This is a genomic window from Agromyces mediolanus (assembly GCF_044917495.1).
Lineage (GTDB): Bacteria > Actinomycetota > Actinomycetes > Actinomycetales > Microbacteriaceae > Agromyces > Agromyces mediolanus_B.
Genome location: NZ_JAVSSI010000010.1, coordinates 66,285 through 81,253, shown reverse-complemented (window position 1 = coordinate 81,253; position 14,969 = coordinate 66,285). Strand labels below are relative to the sequence as shown.

The window sequence follows — 14,969 nt, the reverse complement described above, 5'->3', positions numbered from 1 at the left end:
CGGATCGGGCGTAGACTTGACGGTCATGTCAGACGGCCCCCTCATCGTGCAGAGCGACCGCACCGTGCTGCTCGAGGTCGCGAACCCGCTCGCCGAAGACGCGCGGCACGACCTCGCGGTCTTCGCGGAGCTCGAACGCGCCCCGGAGCACATCCACACGTACCGGATCACGAGGCTCGGCCTCTGGAACGCGCGGGCCGCCGGGCACACCGCCGACGACATGCTCGGCACGCTCGAGCGCTACGCGAAATTCCCCGTGCCGCAGACCGTCTCCGTCGACATGCGCGAGACCGTCGGGCGCTACGGCCGGCTCGTCATCGACCGCACCGAGGACGGCGCGCTGCGCCTGCACAGCGAAGACCTCGCGGTACTCACGGAGGTCGTCGGGGCGAAGCGCATCGCGCCGCTCATCGGCGAGCGCATCGACGACACGAGCTTCCTCGTCGAGCCCTGGGCGCGCGGGCAGTTGAAGCAGGAGCTCGTGAAGCTCGGCTGGCCGGCCGAGGACCTCGCCGGCTACACCCCCGGCACCCCGCACGTCATCGACCTCGCCGAGAACGGCTGGCACCTGCGCGACTACCAGCAGAAGGCGGTCGACAACTTCTTCGACGGCGGCTCCGGGGTCGTCGTCCTCCCCTGCGGGGCGGGCAAGACCCTCGTCGGAGCCGGCGCGATGGCCACCGCGAAGACGACGACGCTGATCCTCGTCACCAACACGGTCTCCGCCAGGCAGTGGCGCGACGAGCTCCTCCGCCGCACCAGCCTCACGCCCGAGGAGATCGGCGAGTACTCGGGCCAGGTGAAGGAGATCAAGCCGGTCACGATCGCGACCTACCAGATCCTCACCGCGAAGCGGAGGGGCGAGTACGCGCACCTGTCCCTGCTCGACGCCCTCGACTGGGGCCTCATCGTCTACGACGAGGTGCACCTGCTGCCGGCCCCGGTGTTCAAGCTCACCGCGGAGCTGCAGGCGCGCCGCCGCCTCGGGCTCACCGCGACGCTCGTCCGCGAGGACGGCCGCGAGGGCGACGTCTTCAGCCTCATCGGCCCGAAGCGCTTCGACGCCCCCTGGAAGGAGATCGAGGCCCAGGGCTTCATCTCGCCCGCCGCGTGCTACGAGGTGCGCATCGACCTCCCCCAGTCCGAGCGGCTCGCGTACGCGGCATCCGCCGACGACGAGCGCTACCGGCTCGCGGCGACCGCGCCCGCGAAGCTCGGCGTCGTGAAGCAGCTCGTGGAGCGGCACGCCGGCGAGCGGATCCTCGTGATCGGCCAGTACCTCGACCAGATCGACGAGCTCGCCGACGCGCTCGGCGCGCCGCAGCTCACCGGCTCGACCCCGGTCGACGAGCGCGAGCGGCTGTTCCAGGAGTTCCGCGACGGCCGCACCCCCGTCCTCGTCGTCTCGAAGGTGGCGAACTTCTCCGTCGATCTGCCCGAGGCGACCGTGGCGATCCAGGTGTCCGGCTCGTACGGTTCGCGTCAGGAGGAGGCGCAGCGGCTCGGCCGGCTGCTCCGGCCGAAGGAGTCGGGCCTCTCGGCGAACTTCTACACGCTCGTCTCCCGCGACACCGTCGACCAGGACTTCGCGCAGAATCGACAGCGCTTCCTCGCCGAGCAGGGCTACTCGTACACGATCCTCGACGCGCACACTCTCGACGCCGCCGCCTGAGCGGGAGGCGCGGTGCGCGGTCGCCGGCGTCCGAGATCTCGGCGGGCTAGCGGGCCCGCGCGTACCGCAGGAGCAGCAGATCGCCGGCGGGCAGCGCGTGCACGAGCCGCATCCGCCGGGCGTGCTGGCTGAGTCCCTGCGCGATGCGCCCGGCGCTCCCCGAGACGAGCAGCGGGCTGAGGCTCAGGCAGAGCTCGTCGGCGAGGTCCGCGTCGATGAGCGTGCCGAACAGGTGCGGGCCGCCCTCGCAGAGGATCTGCGGCAGGCCGCGCTCGGCGAGCGCGTCGCGCACGAGCGCCGCTTCGACGCGGTCGGCACCGCAGTCGACGAGATCGGCGACCTCGGCGAGCGCCGCCCGTCGCACCGGATCGGATGCCGCGTGGGTGAGCACGAGCGGACGCCCCTCGGCCTCGGCGAACACCGGGTCGCGGGGATCGAGGTCGAGCGCGGCGGACACGACGGCGATGCGCGGCACGTCGCCGAGCCCGTGCTCGCGCCGCCAGGCGACGTTCTCGGGACTGAGTCGGAGACCGCCGTAGCCCTCTGCGCGCACCGTCCCGGCGCCGACCAGCACCACGTCGGCGAGCGTCCGGAGCACGCCCATGGCGAGCCGGTCGGCGGGATCGCCGAGCCCGCCGCTGCGCCCGTCGAGCGTGACGGCGCCGTCGAGGCTCATCACGAAGTTCATCCGGATGCGGGGGGTCGCCCGCTCCGGCACCGCGTAGGCCGCGAGCAGCTGCTCGCGGTCGGGCTCGGGCCGCCCGCTCATGCGTCCTCGTTCGGGCCGTCGACCATGTTGTGCTTCAGGTAGGCGGGCTCGCGCCAGCCCATGATGGCCTCGACCATGCGCGCGGCGTCCACCGATTCGGCCACGTTGTGCATGCGGAGGATGCGGGCGCCCTGGGCCGCGCAGAAGACCGCCGCGGCGAGCGAGCCGGCGAGCCGCTCCTCGCGCGGCCGGTCGAGGGACTCCCCGATGAAGTCCTTGTTCGAGACCGCGGCCACGAGCGGGAAGCCGAGCGCGGTGAACTCCCCGAATCGGCGGGTCAGCTCGAGTGTGTGCCTGGTGTTCTTGTTCAGGTCGTGGCCGGGGTCGAGCACGATGCGCTCCTCCGGCACCCCCAGGGAGACGGCGAGCGCGACGCGCTCCGCCAGGAAGGCCCGGATGTCGTCGACCACGTCGTCGTACTGCGGCTTCGGGAACCACTGCCGCGGTTCGGCGCGGCTGTGCGTGATCACGAGGGTCGCGTCGGAGTCGGCCACGGCCTCGGCGAGCGAAGGATCGTGGATGCCGGTCGTGTCGTTGATGACGTGGGCGCCCGACGCGATGGCGGTGCGGGCGACGGCGCCGTGGAACGTGTCCACCGAGAGCGCGGCGCCCGCGTCGCGGAGCGCCTCGACGACGGGGACGACCCGGTCGATCTCCTCGGCGACCGGGATGGCCGGACCGGGTCCGAAGCGCGCGCCGCCGATGTCGATCCAGGCGGCGCCCGCGTCGATCGCCCGCCGGCCGGCGGCCACGGCGGTGTCGAGGCCGAACGTCGCGCCGCGGTCGTAGAAGGAGTCGGGCGTGCGGTTCACCACGGCCATGACCTGGATGGTGCGGCGGTAGTCGACCTCTCGGCCGCCGATACGCCGGACGGGGTGCGTGTACTCGGGCTCCACCCAGCCGGACGGTCGAGTCGAGAGCGCAGCCATACCCGAATCGTAGCCCGGCCGCCGGTCGAACGGCGCGCATCCGACTCCCAGGCTACTTCCAGCGAACGCTAAGAGAATGGCGCCATGAGCGACGGACCCAGAATTCTCATCGTCGACGACGAGCCCAACATCCGCGACCTGCTGACCACGAGCCTCCGCTTCGCCGGCTTCGCCGTCCGGGCGGTCGGCAACGGCGCCCAGACCATCTCGGCCGTGCTCGAGGAAGAGCCCGACCTCATCATCCTCGACGTCATGCTGCCCGACATGAACGGCTTCGGCGTCACGAAGCGCCTCCGCTCCGCGGGCTACACCGCGCCCATCCTGTTCCTCACCGCGAAGGACGACACGGAGGACAAGATCACCGGCCTCACGGTCGGTGGCGACGACTACGTCACCAAGCCGTTCTCGCTCGACGAGATCGTCGCCCGCATCAAGGCCATCCTCCGCCGCACCATGCACGCCGAGGAGGACGCCGTCATCCGCACCGGCGAGCTCACGATGGACCAGGACACGCACGAGGTCCTCGTCGGCGACGTCCCCGTCGAGCTCTCGCCGACCGAGTTCAAGCTCCTGCGCTACCTCATGCTGAACCCGAACCGGGTGCTCTCGAAGGCGCAGATCCTCGACCACGTCTGGGAGTACGACTTCAACGGCGACGCCGGCATCGTCGAGAGCTACATCTCCTACCTGCGCCGCAAGCTCGACCAGCACTCCGCCGAACCGCTCATCCAGACCAAGCGCGGCTTCGGCTACATGCTGAAGAGCTCCAAGCCGTGATCAGCGCTCGGCCAGGCTCCGCGGCGTAGGCTCGTCGTGCCATGAACCAGACGATCTTCGAGCGGTGGAACCGCGTCTCGCTGCGCACGAAGATCACGGGCGTGACGGTGCTGATGCTCACCCTCGGGCTCCTGGTCTCGGGCATCGGCACGGCCGCGATGCTCCGGAGCTACGCCGAGCAGCAGCTCGAGAGCCGACTGCGCACGATCGCGTCCGGCGACGTGGTCTCCCGGTACTTCTACGGCGACGCCGAGGACTCGAGCGCCGACGGGCTCGACGTGCGCCCCTCCGACGACGTCTTCGTCGCGAAGTACGACCCCGAGACGGGCCGCTTCCTGGCGCACAACTGGCAAGGCCGACCGAGCTCCGAGGTGCCGCTGTTCCCCTCGGAGCTCAGCATCGCCAAGGTCAACGAGATGAACGCCAACGGCTACGTGGTCGTGCAGCTGCCCGACCAGCACGGCGATCAGACCTTCCGCGCCGTGACCGCGCTCGTCGACACGCACGGCAGCTTCATGCCGATCATCATCGCCATCTCGACCGCCGAGACCGAACGGCTCCTCGCCGCCTACCTCACGATCTTCCTCGGCTTCGGGCTCGGCGTCGTCATCGTCGGCGCCCTCCTCACGAGGATGCTCGTCACCTCGACGTTCACCCCGCTCCGCGAGGTCGAGCGCACCGCGGCGGCCATCGCCGACGGCGACTTCAGCCAGCGCCTCGACGGCGCCACGCCGAACACCGAGGTCGGGCGACTGAACCGCTCGTTGAACACGATGCTGAACCGCATCGACCGTGCCTTCCGCGACCGGGCGCGCACGATCGACCAGATGCGGCGCTTCGTCGGCGACGCCTCGCACGAGCTGCGCACACCGCTCGTCTCCGTGCGCGGCTACGCCGAGCTGTACCGCATGGGGGCGCTGCAGACCCCCGAGGACGTCGGCCAGGCGATGGATCGGATCGAGAAGGAGGCGATCCGGATGGGTCTCCTCGTCGAGGATCTGCTCGCGCTCGCCCGGCTCGACGAGGCGAAGCCGCTCACGCTCAGCGAGGTCGACCTCGTGCCGCTCGCCCGTGACGCCGCGCTCGACGCGATGGCGGCCGCTCCGGCCCGCACTGTCACGGTGATCGCCCCGGAGGCGGGCGGAGACGACCTGGCGGAGGACCCGGTGGAGCTCGCCGTCGACCTCGACTCGCCGCCCATGCGGGCCACCGGTCCGATCGCGTTCGCCGGTGCGACCCTCGCCCGTCTCCGCGGCCGCCGGCTCTCCCAGCCGCCGCGCCGTCCGGCGGCGCGCCAGCCGGCCCGCGAGCCCCGCGAGTCCCGCGAGGCGCAGCGCCGCCGTCAGCTCGACGCCGCGGAGTCCGCCGCGATGATCGAGCCCGCCCCCACCGTGCCGGTGCCCATCGGCTCGGGTACCCCGGCGCCGGTGCAGCGCGCGGTCGTGCTCGCGGAGGAGAACAAACTGCGTCAGGTGATCACGAACCTGATGGGCAACGCCATGCGGTTCACGGCGGACGACTCCCCCATCGAGATCCGGGTGAGCCTGGATGCCGCGTCCGAGCGCGCGATGCTCGAGGTCGTCGACCACGGCGAGGGCATCCCTCCGCAGATCCGGGAGAAGATCTTCCAGCGGTTCTGGCGGGCCGACACCTCGCGCGCGCGGGAGACCGGCGGCACCGGCCTCGGCCTCGCGATCGTCTCCTCGATCGTCGCCGCCCACAACGGCACCGTCGACGTCGTCGAGACGCCCGGGGGCGGGGCGACCTTCCGGGTCTCGCTCCCCCTCGCCGACTCGGCCTCGGCGCCGCAGCGCGTCACCGGGGCCTGAGCGGGCCCTGCGCGGCATCCGTTCCTCCTCCACCGCGCGACCCCCGCGGACGGACTCCACCGATCACGGAGGTCACCGAGGACGCGGATCGGCCCGCGTCTAGCGTCGGAGGACGCCGACCGGCGCTCAGCCCGGTGGCGCACGACGAGAGAGGAGCACGATGACCAGTTACGCCGTCGACAGCGGCCAGGTGCTCGGCGCCACGCAGGTGGTGCAGGGCACGATCGACCGGCTGCAGGGCGAGGTGGGGGCCCTCATGGGGCAGCTCACCGGGCTGCAATCGGTCTGGAGCGGCGCCGCGTCCGCCGCGTTCCAGGGCGCAGTGGCCGACTGGCGCACCACGCAGCAGCAGGTCGAAGCCAACCTGGGCGCGCTCCGCCAGGCCCTCGCACTCGCCGGCGCCGCCTATGCGGAGGCCGAGCAGGCGAACACCCGGCTGTTCCTGCGCTGACTCCGGGCGCCGGGGGCGCGCGAACGGTGAACCGCACCCGGAGCAATGACGAAGGGCGCCTCCGGCCGGAGGCGCCCTTCGCGCGGATCAGGGTCGATGACCCAGGTGCGGACTAGAAGTCCATGCCACCGGTCGGGTCGGCGACCGGAGCGGCCGACTTCTCCGGCTTGTCGGCGACGACGGCCTCGGTCGTGAGGAAGAGACCGGCGATCGACGCGGCGTTCTGCAGCGCCGAGCGCGTCACCTTGGCGGGGTCGATGATGCCCTGCGCGAGCAGGTCGCCGTACTCGCCGGTCGCGGCGTTCAGGCCGTGGCCCGCGGGGAGCTCCGACACCTTGTTCGCGACGACGCCCGGCTCGAGGCCGGCGTTGAGGGCGATCTGCTTGAGCGGAGCCTCGATCGCGACCTTGACGATGTTCGCGCCGGTCGCCTCGTCGCCCACGAGCTCGAGCTTCTCGAACGCGACCTTGCCGGCCTGGATGAGCGCGACGCCACCACCGGCGACGATGCCCTCCTCGACGGCGGCCTTCGCGTTGCGGACGGCGTCCTCGATGCGGTGCTTGCGCTCCTTGAGCTCGACCTCGGTCGCGGCACCCGCCTTGATGACGGCGACGCCGCCGGCGAGCTTGGCGAGGCGCTCCTGGAGCTTCTCGCGGTCGTAGTCGGAGTCGGTGTTCTCGATCTCCTGGCGGATCTGCGCGACCCGGCCGGCGATCTGCTCGGCGTCGCCGGCACCCTCGACGATGGTCGTCTCGTCCTTGGTGATGACGACCTTGCGCGCCTGGCCGAGCAGGTCGAGCGTGACGTTCTCGAGCTTGAGGCCGAGCTCCTCGCTGATGACCTGGCCACCCGTGAGGATCGCGATGTCCTGCAGCTGCGCCTTGCGGCGGTCGCCGAAGCCGGGGGCCTTGACGGCGACCGACTTGAAGATGCCGCGGACCTTGTTGACGATCAGGGTCGCGAGCGCCTCGCCGTCGACGTCCTCGGCGATGATCAGCAGCTGCTTGCCGGTCTGGATCACCTTGTCGACGATGGGCAGCAGGTCCTTGATGTTCGAGACCTTGCTGTTCGCGATGAGGATGTACGGGTCTTCGAAGACCGCTTCCTGGCGCTCGGGGTCGGTGACGAAGTACGCCGACAGGTAGCCCTTGTCGAAGCGCATGCCCTCGGTGAGCTCGAGCTCGGTGCCGAAGGTGTTCGACTCCTCGACGGTGACGACGCCCTCCTTGCCGACCTTGTCGATCGCCTCGGCGATGATCTCGCCGATCTGGGGGTCGGCGGCGGAGATCGACGCGGTGGCGGCGATCTCGTCCTTCGTCTCGATCTCCTTCGCGGCGGCGAGGAGCTCCTCCGAGACGGCCGAGACGGCCTTCTCGATGCCGCGCTTCAGCGAGATGGGGTCGGCGCCGGCGGCCACGTTGCGGAGGCCCTCGCGCACGAGCGCCTGGGCGAGGACGACCGAGGTGGTCGTGCCGTCACCGGCGACGTCATCGGTCTTCTTCGCGACCTCCTTGACGAGCTCCGCACCGATCTTCTCGTACGGGTCGTCGAGCTCGATCTCCTTGGCGATCGAAACGCCGTCGTTCGTGATGGTGGGGGCGCCCCACTTCTTCTCGAGGACGACGTTGCGGCCGCGCGGGCCGAGGGTCACCTTGACCGCGTCGGCGAGCGTGTTGAGGCCACGCTCGAGCCCGCGGCGGGCTTCCTCGTCGAAAGCGATGATCTTTGCCATGAGTTTCCTCTCGTCCCTTCACGGACGTCAAAAGAATGGTGTTTAGCACTCGAATCGAACGAGTGCTAAGACGATTCTGGCACTCTGCGTCCGAGAGTGCAAGGCGGCCCGGCGCCCCCGGTGCAGCATCCGCCCGGCGCACGCGACGACGGAGCGCGCCCCGCCGATCGGGACGCGCTCCGCTCGTGCTCGCTCAGACGGGGCGGACCGACTCGGCCTGCGGACCCTTCGATCCGGACCCGAGCTCGAAGACGACCTGCTGGCCCTCCTCGAGCACCTTGTAGCCGCTCATGTCGATCGCGGAGTAGTGGACGAACACGTCCTGTCCTCCCCCGTCGACCGTGATGAAGCCGAACCCCTTCTCAGCGTTGAACCACTTGACGGTTCCGTTCGCCATGCCTTGCTCCCAGATTGCACTCGACGACGGCCCTGTTGCGCGTCAGGTCAGCATGCTCACAGAGCCGCCGGGTGCGCACAAGAGCGTCGCGCCCCGGAAAGGTCGCGGAATGGCAACGATTCTCCGCTTCAGCCGCCGACGGCCGCCGCGTAGTCCGAGCCGAGGACGACCGTGATCGTGCCGCCCGTCTCCGCGATGGACGGATCGAGCCCGACATCCCCGACGCCGATCGCGGCGAGCACGCCGCGGGCCGCACCCTCGAGCTCCTCGCTCGCGTAGTAGACCGTCGTCGTCTCGATCGTGTCCTCGCTCGCGTTCGCGGCCGAGGAGACGGGCACCCCGGCCGCCTGCAGCGCGTCGGAGGCCGTGCCGGCGAGGCCGGACACGTCGGTGCCGTTCAGGACGAGGACCGGGACGTCGGGAGCCACGGTGGGCGCCGCGGTCTCGGCGGGCTGCTCCGACTGCGGCGGCGCCGAGGGCTCCGCGAAGTCCAGGCGGCCGTTGAACACCATCAGGGCGACGACGCCGGCCGCCACGAGCACGACGGTGGCGAGCGCCGCGATCCCGAAGGCGATCCAGCCGCGACCGCGGCGTTCGGGCGCACGGTGAGCGCCGACGCGGTCGATGCCGTCGGGGAGGGTATCGAAGCGATCGCGGGGAAAGTTCTGCGCCATGGGTCCAGTTCGATCGTCGGGGCCGCGCTCAGTCGAGCGTCCGGCCGGGCGTGGGGGTCCGGTGCGCCCGTGCCGCGATGCGAGCGTCGCGCAGGCGCAGGAGGCGGTTGACGAGGAGCGGATCGTGCCGCAGCGCCGCCGGTTGCTCGATGATGCCGCCGAGCAGCCGGTAGTACCTGGCGCCGCTGAGCCCGAGCTCGTGGCGGATCGCCTCGTTCTTCGCGTCCGCGTCGGGCCAGCTTCGCGCCTCGAACGAGAGGATCCGGCGGGCGCGCTCGTCGAGCGCAGCGCCCTCGACCGTGTTCCCGCCCGCACTCATCCTGTCGGCCTCCAGCTCGCGGGCGCGCGGCTGCGCGCCTCGATGCACATCCTAGGCTCGGCGTCCCGGGAGGACGCCGCGCGGCGCTCGTGTGTTCGGCATCCGCCGACGGCCTACCGAGGCATCCGCGGTCCGAGGGAACAGCGCGCGTCGTGCGCGCGTTGTATGACTTCGCCGGGTTTGCCCGGCGCGCCGAGCCTGCCACGATGGAGCTGGCGGCGATCGCGCGGGCTGCCCCCGGCCCGCGGATGCGCGAGGCGCGGCATGGATCGAAAGGATTCCGGAACATGGGCTATCGGGTCGACAAGAGCGACGAGCAGTGGCGCCAGGAGCTCGACCCCGAGCAGTACTCCGTGCTGCGCGAGGCGGCGACGGAGCGGCCGTGGACGGGCGAGCTGCTCGACGAGCACCGCGCCGGCGTCTACCAGTGCGCCGCGTGCGGCGCCGAGCTCTTCAAGAGCGGCACGAAGTTCGACTCCGGCTGCGGCTGGCCGAGCTTCTACGAGTCCGTCCGCCCCGAGGCGGTCGAGCTCATCGAGGACACGAGCCTCGGCATGGTGCGCACCGAGGTGCGCTGCGCGAACTGCGGCTCGCATCTCGGGCACGTCTTCCCCGACGGCTTCGGCACCCCGACCGGCGATCGCTACTGCATGAACTCGATCGCGCTCGACTTCACGCCGGAATCCTGAGCGTGCCGACGGCGAGGGAGGCGGCGCTCCGGCGCCGTTCCTCCCCCAAGGTGACCGAGCGCGCGCCCGACGACGCCGAACTGCTCGAGCTGCTCGAGGCGGCGGGCCGGGTCGCCGACCACGGCTCGCTCCGCCCGTGGCGGGTGATCGCCCTCCGCGGCGAGTCGCGGGCCGGGCTCGGCCGGGCGCTGGGCGCGGCCGCCCGGGCGCGCGGAGCGGATGCCGAGAAGGTGGCCTCGAAGCCGCTGCGCGCACCGCTGCTCATCGCGCTCGTCGCCACGACCCGCCCGCACTTCAAGGTGCACGCCTGGGAGCAGGAGGCCGTCGCCTCGGGCGTCGGCCACGTGCTGAGCCTCCTGCTCGACGAGGCCGGCTGGGGTGTCATGTGGCGCTCGGGGCCGTACACGCGCGACCCCGCAGTCGCGGAGTTCCACGGGCTCGCCGAGGGCGAGCTGCTGCTCGGCTGGCTCTACGTCGGCGGACGCCCCGAGGAGGCTCGGCCGGAGCGGCGCGACCCGGGCGTGGCCGAGCTCTTCCAGTCGCGGGGCTGACCCGGGCCGACCGCTGCGGGGATGCCGCGATCAGCCGACGCGCGGCGAGTCCGAGCGCCCCGCGCGGGGCGCGTCGGCGGCGTGCGCGTGCCGCGACCACCGGACGCTCGCGACGACGACGGCGACGAGCGCCAGCACCGTTCCGCCGATCGTCGCGAGGTCGAGCGCCCGGCCGGACGTCGGCAGCAGCAGATCGAGGGCGAGCGCCGCGGCGAGCTGGCCCGCGACCCCGCAGAGGGCGAGCACGAGCACGCCGATCGTCCGCACGACGGCCGCCTGCGCCCCGATGAAGATGCAGCCGAGCGCGCCGCCGACGTAGAGCCACCAGGTGCCGGGCAGGGCCGGGAACCCGGCGACCGCACCGTGCACGACCGCCGCGAGCACGAGCGCGATCGTGCCGCCGAGGAAGTTGCCGAACGTGGCCGTGAGCGCACTGCCCGCGGCCTGCTTGACCCGCCCGTTCACCGCCTGCTGCCAGCCCACGCCGACGCCCGCGGTGAAGGGCAGCAGCATGAGGATGAGCGGCACGTCGTGCGCGAGCTGCGCCGAGACGGCCCAGCCGATCGCGACGAGCGCGAGGAGCGCCCCCAGGACCCGCGTGGGGGTGAGCCGGCGCCGTCCGCCCGGTCCCAGGCCGACGAGGTCGAACAGGATGCCGCCGACGGTCTGCCCGGCGACGATGGCGACCGTGAAGAGGGCGACGCCCAGCGTGGCTGCGGACAGGCCCTGCGTCGTCACGAACCAGGCCCCGGCGAGACCGCCGAGGAGCATCCACCAGGCGAGCGAGCGATCGGCGAGCGCCCGGCGCACCCGGCCGAGGCCCACCCGGCCCGGGCGCCAGACGCAGAGCGCGATCGAGAGGATGACGAGCCCGCTGCCGAAGGAGATCGCGGCAGCGGTGTACGGGTCGCCGAGCACGCGCGCGAACTCGCCGTTGATGCGCGACTGCACGGCAGTGAGCCCGCCCGCGGCGACCGCGATGACGAGCGCGAGCACGACGGGCAGCTGGCCGCGCTCGACGTGCGCGTGCCGCTCCGTTCCCGCAGCCGCGCCCGGCTCCCGCTGCATCGGCTCGTCGCTCATCCCATGGTCCTTCCGTCCGCACCCCCGGCCGGACCACGTCGTCGGCCGCGTCCCAGGCTAGAGCACCGCGCGCCCGGACTCGTCAGGGAAGCGCTCCCGCAGCTCGCGGAGCAGCTCCAGCTGCGCACGGTTGATCGCCATGAGGTCCTCGATCTCGGTCTTCGCCGCGAGGTTCGTCTCGTAGTCGTGCTGCGCGAGGGCGGCCGCGATCGAGTCCTGCCGCTTCGCCGCGATGAGCAGGATCGCTCCCTGGATGCCCGCGAGCATGCTGAGCAGCAGGTTCAGCAGGATGTACGGGTACGGGTCCCAGGCGGCGAGGGTGACGTTCGCGACCGCCCAGAGGGCGATGAACAGCCCGAAGCAGGCGACGAACGGCCAGCTCCCCATGCCGTTCCGCAGCAGGTCCGCCGCCCGTTCCCCGCGTGTGAGGCGAGCGCGGCCGGCCTCGTGCCAGTTCGTGAGCGGGCGGCCGGTCGGTTCGGCCGCGTCGGAGATCTCGTCCATGGCGGCATGCAAGCACGAAGCGACGCGGAAACGGGCCATTCGGCGGAGTGCCGGCTACAGGACTTGAACCTGCAACCCCCGTATTACAAGTACGGTGCGCTACCAATTGCGCCAAGCCGGCGGGCGGGAATGCCAGGCCCATCCTAGCGGCGAGCCGGAACGCGGACCGGCCCGCCCCCGCGCTGGGCGGGAACGGGCCGGTCTCGTCGAAGCCGGACGCCTCGGCGGCGCCGCTACTGGGCGGACGTCACTGGGCGGGCGTCGGCGCGGGCGTCTCGCTCGGGCTCGGCGTCGAGTTCGTGAAGCTCTGGCTCGCCGCCTGGGTCACGAACGCCTGGAACTCGGTGGCCTCGGAGAGCGAGCCGGTGTACTGCTTGCCGTTCACGAGGACCGTCGGCGTGCCCTTCACCGACTCGACCTCGGTCGTGTTCGGCAGCGGACCGCTGAGCGCACGGTTGGTGGCGTCCTGGACCCAGCTCTTGAACTGGACGTCGTCGATGCACTTCTCGACCTTCGACAGCGACCCGACGCCGGCCTGCTCGGCCAGCTTCTTGATGTCGTCGTTGCTGAGGCCCGTCGAGCCCTCCGCGGGCTGGTTGTCGAAGAGCGCGTCGTTGAAGTCGAGGAAGTTCTCGGGCGACAGGTCGGCGACGCACGCCGCGGCGTTCGCCGCGCGCAGCGAGTACTGGGTGCCGGCGGAGCGGTTCGTGAGGATCGCGATGGGGTGCACCTCGAGCGTCGCGGCGCCCTGCTCGACCATGGTCTTGATGGCGTCGCGGTTCGTCTGCTCGAACTGGCCGCAGTAGGGGCACAGGTAGTCGATGTACGTCACGATGTTCGCGACCTCGCCGGAGTCGTCCTGCTCCGTCGGGGTGGGCTTACCGCCCGCCGGGGTCGCCGGGGTCTCGGTGGGCGTGACGGTGCCGTCGGTGCCGGTGAACACGATGCCGTCGCTCGCCATGTTGCGCGGGCCGGGGCCGGCCGGCTTCACGCTGTTGAAGATCAGCCCGCCGACGAGCGCGGCGATGGCCACGACCGCGACGATGATGCCGCCCTGGAGCAGGATCTTGTTGCGCCGCTCGCGCTTCTTCTGCTCCTCGCGGAGGGCTCGAGCCTTCTCGCGCGCCGCCTCTCGACGGTCATTCTTGCTGGGGCGAGGCTGATTCGATCCGCCGTTGCTCATCGATGGTCACTCCGGGTCGCTGTGGGGGCGCACGTCTGCATGCGAACGCACCCACGATAGTAGGAACGATGCCTGGGAATCACCCAAACGGCAGCTGGACGCGCCCGGCGGGGCAGCCGGCACCCCCGCTCGGGGGCCGTGCCGACGGTCCCTCCGCCGTGTGCGATACTGAGCGGGCGTCAACGTCGACGCGTTTCCATCACAACGGATCGTCCGGCACGTACCTGCCGGTGAAGGAGAACCATCATGGCATCTGTCACGTTCGACCAGGCCACCCGCCTGTACCCCGGCGGCACCCGCCCGGCCGTCGACAAGCTCGACCTCGAGATCGCCGACGGCGAGTTCCTCGTCCTCGTCGGCCCGTCCGGCTGCGGAAAGTCCACCTCGCTGCGCATGCTCGCCGGCCTCGAAGAGGTGAACGACGGCAACATCTTCATCGGCGACCGCAACGTCACCGACGTGCCGCCGAAGGACCGCGACATCGCCATGGTCTTCCAGAACTACGCGCTCTACCCGCACATGACCGTCGCGGAGAACATGGGCTTCGCCCTGAAGATCGCGGGCGTCGGCAAGGAGGAGCGCGCCGCGCGCGTCCTCGAGGCCGCGAAGCTGCTCGACCTCGAGCCCTACCTCAGCCGCAAGCCGAAGGCGCTCTCGGGCGGTCAGCGTCAGCGCGTCGCCATGGGCCGCGCGATCGTGCGCCAGCCGCAGGTCTTCCTCATGGACGAGCCGCTGTCGAACCTCGACGCGAAGCTCCGCGTGCAGACCCGCACCCAGATCGCCTCGCTGCAGCGCCGCCTCGGCGTCACCACGGTCTACGTCACCCACGACCAGACCGAGGCGCTCACCATGGGCGACCGCATCGCCGTGCTGAAGGACGGCCTGCTCCAGCAGGTCGGCACCCCGCGCGACCTCTACGAGAAGCCGGCGAACGTCTTCGTCGCGGGCTTCATCGGCTCGCCGGCGATGAACCTCTTCCACGCCGACATCGCCGACGGCGGCGTCCGCTTCGGCACGGCCGTCGTGCCGGTCGAGCGCGAGACGCTGGCGAACGCGACCGGCTCGCAGGTCACGATCGGCGTGCGCCCCGAAGACATCCAGGTCTCGACGACCGCCGGCGAGGGCCTCGAGGTGAAGGTCGACCTCGTCGAGGAGCTCGGCGCCGACGGCTACCTCTACGGCCACTCGGAGATCGAGGGCAAGCGCACCGACATCGTCGCCCGCGTCGACGGCCGCGCCCACCCCTTCGCCGGCGACACCGTGTACCTCACGCCGACGCCGCACCACGTGCACGTCTTCGACGCCGAGTCGGGCGAGCGCCTCGGCTCGCGCGTCGTGGCCGGCTGAGCCGCGAGCGACGAACACCGGATGCCGGTCGGGATCGTTCCCGACCGGCATCCGCCGTTTCCG

16 protein-coding genes and 1 tRNA gene are annotated in these 14,969 nt (G+C 71.5%); 7 read left to right on the top strand and 10 right to left on the bottom strand.

The window, feature by feature from the left end; all coding sequences use genetic code 11:
* The first annotated feature begins 25 nt into the window (after nt 1-25).
* A complete protein-coding gene (locus ROT00_RS14450; RefSeq protein WP_404775729.1) occupies nt 26-1,672 on the top strand; it encodes a DNA repair helicase XPB in 1,647 nt (548 codons plus the stop codon).
* 46 nt (nt 1,673-1,718) lie between these two features.
* Here the strand turns inward: ROT00_RS14450 and ROT00_RS14445 are convergent, their stop codons facing one another.
* Both ROT00_RS14445 and folP read right to left on the bottom strand, forming a co-directional pair.
* Nucleotides 1,719-2,441 (bottom strand): pyrimidine reductase family protein, encoded by a 723-nt coding sequence (locus ROT00_RS14445; protein WP_404775728.1) that lies wholly within the window; start codon nt 2,439-2,441, stop codon nt 1,719-1,721.
* Entirely contained in the window at nt 2,438-3,370 is a 933-nt protein-coding gene (gene folP, locus ROT00_RS14440) for a dihydropteroate synthase (RefSeq protein WP_404775727.1), read from the bottom strand. Before folP ends, ROT00_RS14445 begins: the two co-directional genes overlap by 4 nt.
* 84 nt (nt 3,371-3,454) lie before the next feature.
* Between folP and ROT00_RS14435 the strand changes: the two genes are divergently transcribed.
* The 3 genes from ROT00_RS14435 (at nt 3,455) to ROT00_RS14425 (ending at nt 6,427) form a co-directional block, all read left to right on the top strand.
* Nucleotides 3,455-4,147: a response regulator transcription factor gene (locus ROT00_RS14435; protein WP_022894322.1), complete on the top strand. Its 693-nt coding sequence runs from the start codon at nt 3,455-3,457 to the stop codon at nt 4,145-4,147.
* Nucleotides 4,148-4,188: 41 nt separating this feature from the next.
* Nucleotides 4,189-5,976 carry a sensor histidine kinase gene (locus tag ROT00_RS14430; RefSeq protein ID WP_404775726.1) on the top strand — a complete coding sequence of 596 codons (1,788 nt, stop codon included), beginning with the start codon at nt 4,189-4,191 and terminating at the stop codon, nt 5,974-5,976.
* A 160-nt stretch (nt 5,977-6,136) separates the two neighbouring features.
* Nucleotides 6,137-6,427, top strand: a complete 291-nt coding sequence (locus tag ROT00_RS14425; protein WP_404775725.1) for a WXG100 family type VII secretion target — start codon at nt 6,137-6,139, stop codon at nt 6,425-6,427.
* Between the two features lie 112 nt (nt 6,428-6,539).
* Here ROT00_RS14425 and groL read toward each other — a convergent pair whose 3' ends face one another.
* From groL to ROT00_RS14405, 4 genes are all read right to left on the bottom strand, one after another.
* Nucleotides 6,540-8,159 carry a chaperonin GroEL gene (gene groL, locus ROT00_RS14420; RefSeq protein WP_404775724.1) on the bottom strand — a complete coding sequence of 540 codons (1,620 nt, stop codon included), beginning with the start codon at nt 8,157-8,159 and terminating at the stop codon, nt 6,540-6,542.
* A gap of 193 nt (nt 8,160-8,352) precedes the next feature.
* Nucleotides 8,353-8,556 carry a cold-shock protein gene (locus ROT00_RS14415; RefSeq protein WP_404775723.1) on the bottom strand — a complete coding sequence of 68 codons (204 nt, stop codon included), beginning with the start codon at nt 8,554-8,556 and terminating at the stop codon, nt 8,353-8,355.
* Between the two features lie 128 nt (nt 8,557-8,684).
* Complete coding sequence (locus ROT00_RS14410; RefSeq protein ID WP_404775722.1) at nt 8,685-9,230, bottom strand: LytR C-terminal domain-containing protein; 546 nt, start codon at nt 9,228-9,230, stop codon at nt 8,685-8,687.
* A 28-nt stretch (nt 9,231-9,258) separates the two neighbouring features.
* Complete coding sequence (locus tag ROT00_RS14405) at nt 9,259-9,549, bottom strand: DUF3263 domain-containing protein (RefSeq protein ID WP_404775721.1); 291 nt, start codon at nt 9,547-9,549, stop codon at nt 9,259-9,261.
* A 287-nt stretch (nt 9,550-9,836) separates the two neighbouring features.
* On the opposite strand from ROT00_RS14405, the gene msrB reads away from it, so the two are divergent.
* Together msrB and ROT00_RS14395 are read left to right on the top strand one after the other, a co-directional pair.
* Nucleotides 9,837-10,238 carry a peptide-methionine (R)-S-oxide reductase MsrB gene (gene msrB / locus ROT00_RS14400; RefSeq protein WP_404775720.1) on the top strand — a complete coding sequence of 134 codons (402 nt, stop codon included), beginning with the start codon at nt 9,837-9,839 and terminating at the stop codon, nt 10,236-10,238.
* Nucleotides 10,239-10,240: 2 nt separating this feature from the next.
* A complete protein-coding gene (locus ROT00_RS14395) occupies nt 10,241-10,789 on the top strand; it encodes a nitroreductase family protein (protein WP_404775719.1) in 549 nt (182 codons plus the stop codon).
* A 30-nt stretch (nt 10,790-10,819) separates the two neighbouring features.
* Here ROT00_RS14395 and ROT00_RS14390 read toward each other — a convergent pair whose 3' ends face one another.
* From ROT00_RS14390 to ROT00_RS14375, 4 genes are all read right to left on the bottom strand, one after another.
* Nucleotides 10,820-11,872: a DMT family transporter gene (locus ROT00_RS14390; protein WP_404775718.1), complete on the bottom strand. Its 1,053-nt coding sequence runs from the start codon at nt 11,870-11,872 to the stop codon at nt 10,820-10,822.
* 57 nt (nt 11,873-11,929) lie between these two features.
* Nucleotides 11,930-12,376 (bottom strand): DUF1003 domain-containing protein, encoded by a 447-nt coding sequence (locus ROT00_RS14385; protein ID WP_404775717.1) that lies wholly within the window; start codon nt 12,374-12,376, stop codon nt 11,930-11,932.
* 48 nt (nt 12,377-12,424) lie between these two features.
* A tRNA-Thr gene (locus ROT00_RS14380) sits at nt 12,425-12,497 on the bottom strand.
* Nucleotides 12,498-12,623: 126 nt separating this feature from the next.
* Nucleotides 12,624-13,559, bottom strand: coding sequence for a DsbA family protein (locus tag ROT00_RS14375; RefSeq protein ID WP_404775716.1), 936 nt, complete (start codon nt 13,557-13,559; stop codon nt 12,624-12,626).
* Between the two features lie 246 nt (nt 13,560-13,805).
* Here ROT00_RS14375 and ROT00_RS14370 point away from each other — a divergent pair, with 246 nt between their 5' ends.
* Nucleotides 13,806-14,906 carry an ABC transporter ATP-binding protein gene (locus ROT00_RS14370; RefSeq protein WP_404775715.1) on the top strand — a complete coding sequence of 367 codons (1,101 nt, stop codon included), beginning with the start codon at nt 13,806-13,808 and terminating at the stop codon, nt 14,904-14,906.
* The last annotated feature ends 63 nt before the right edge of the window (nt 14,907-14,969 follow it).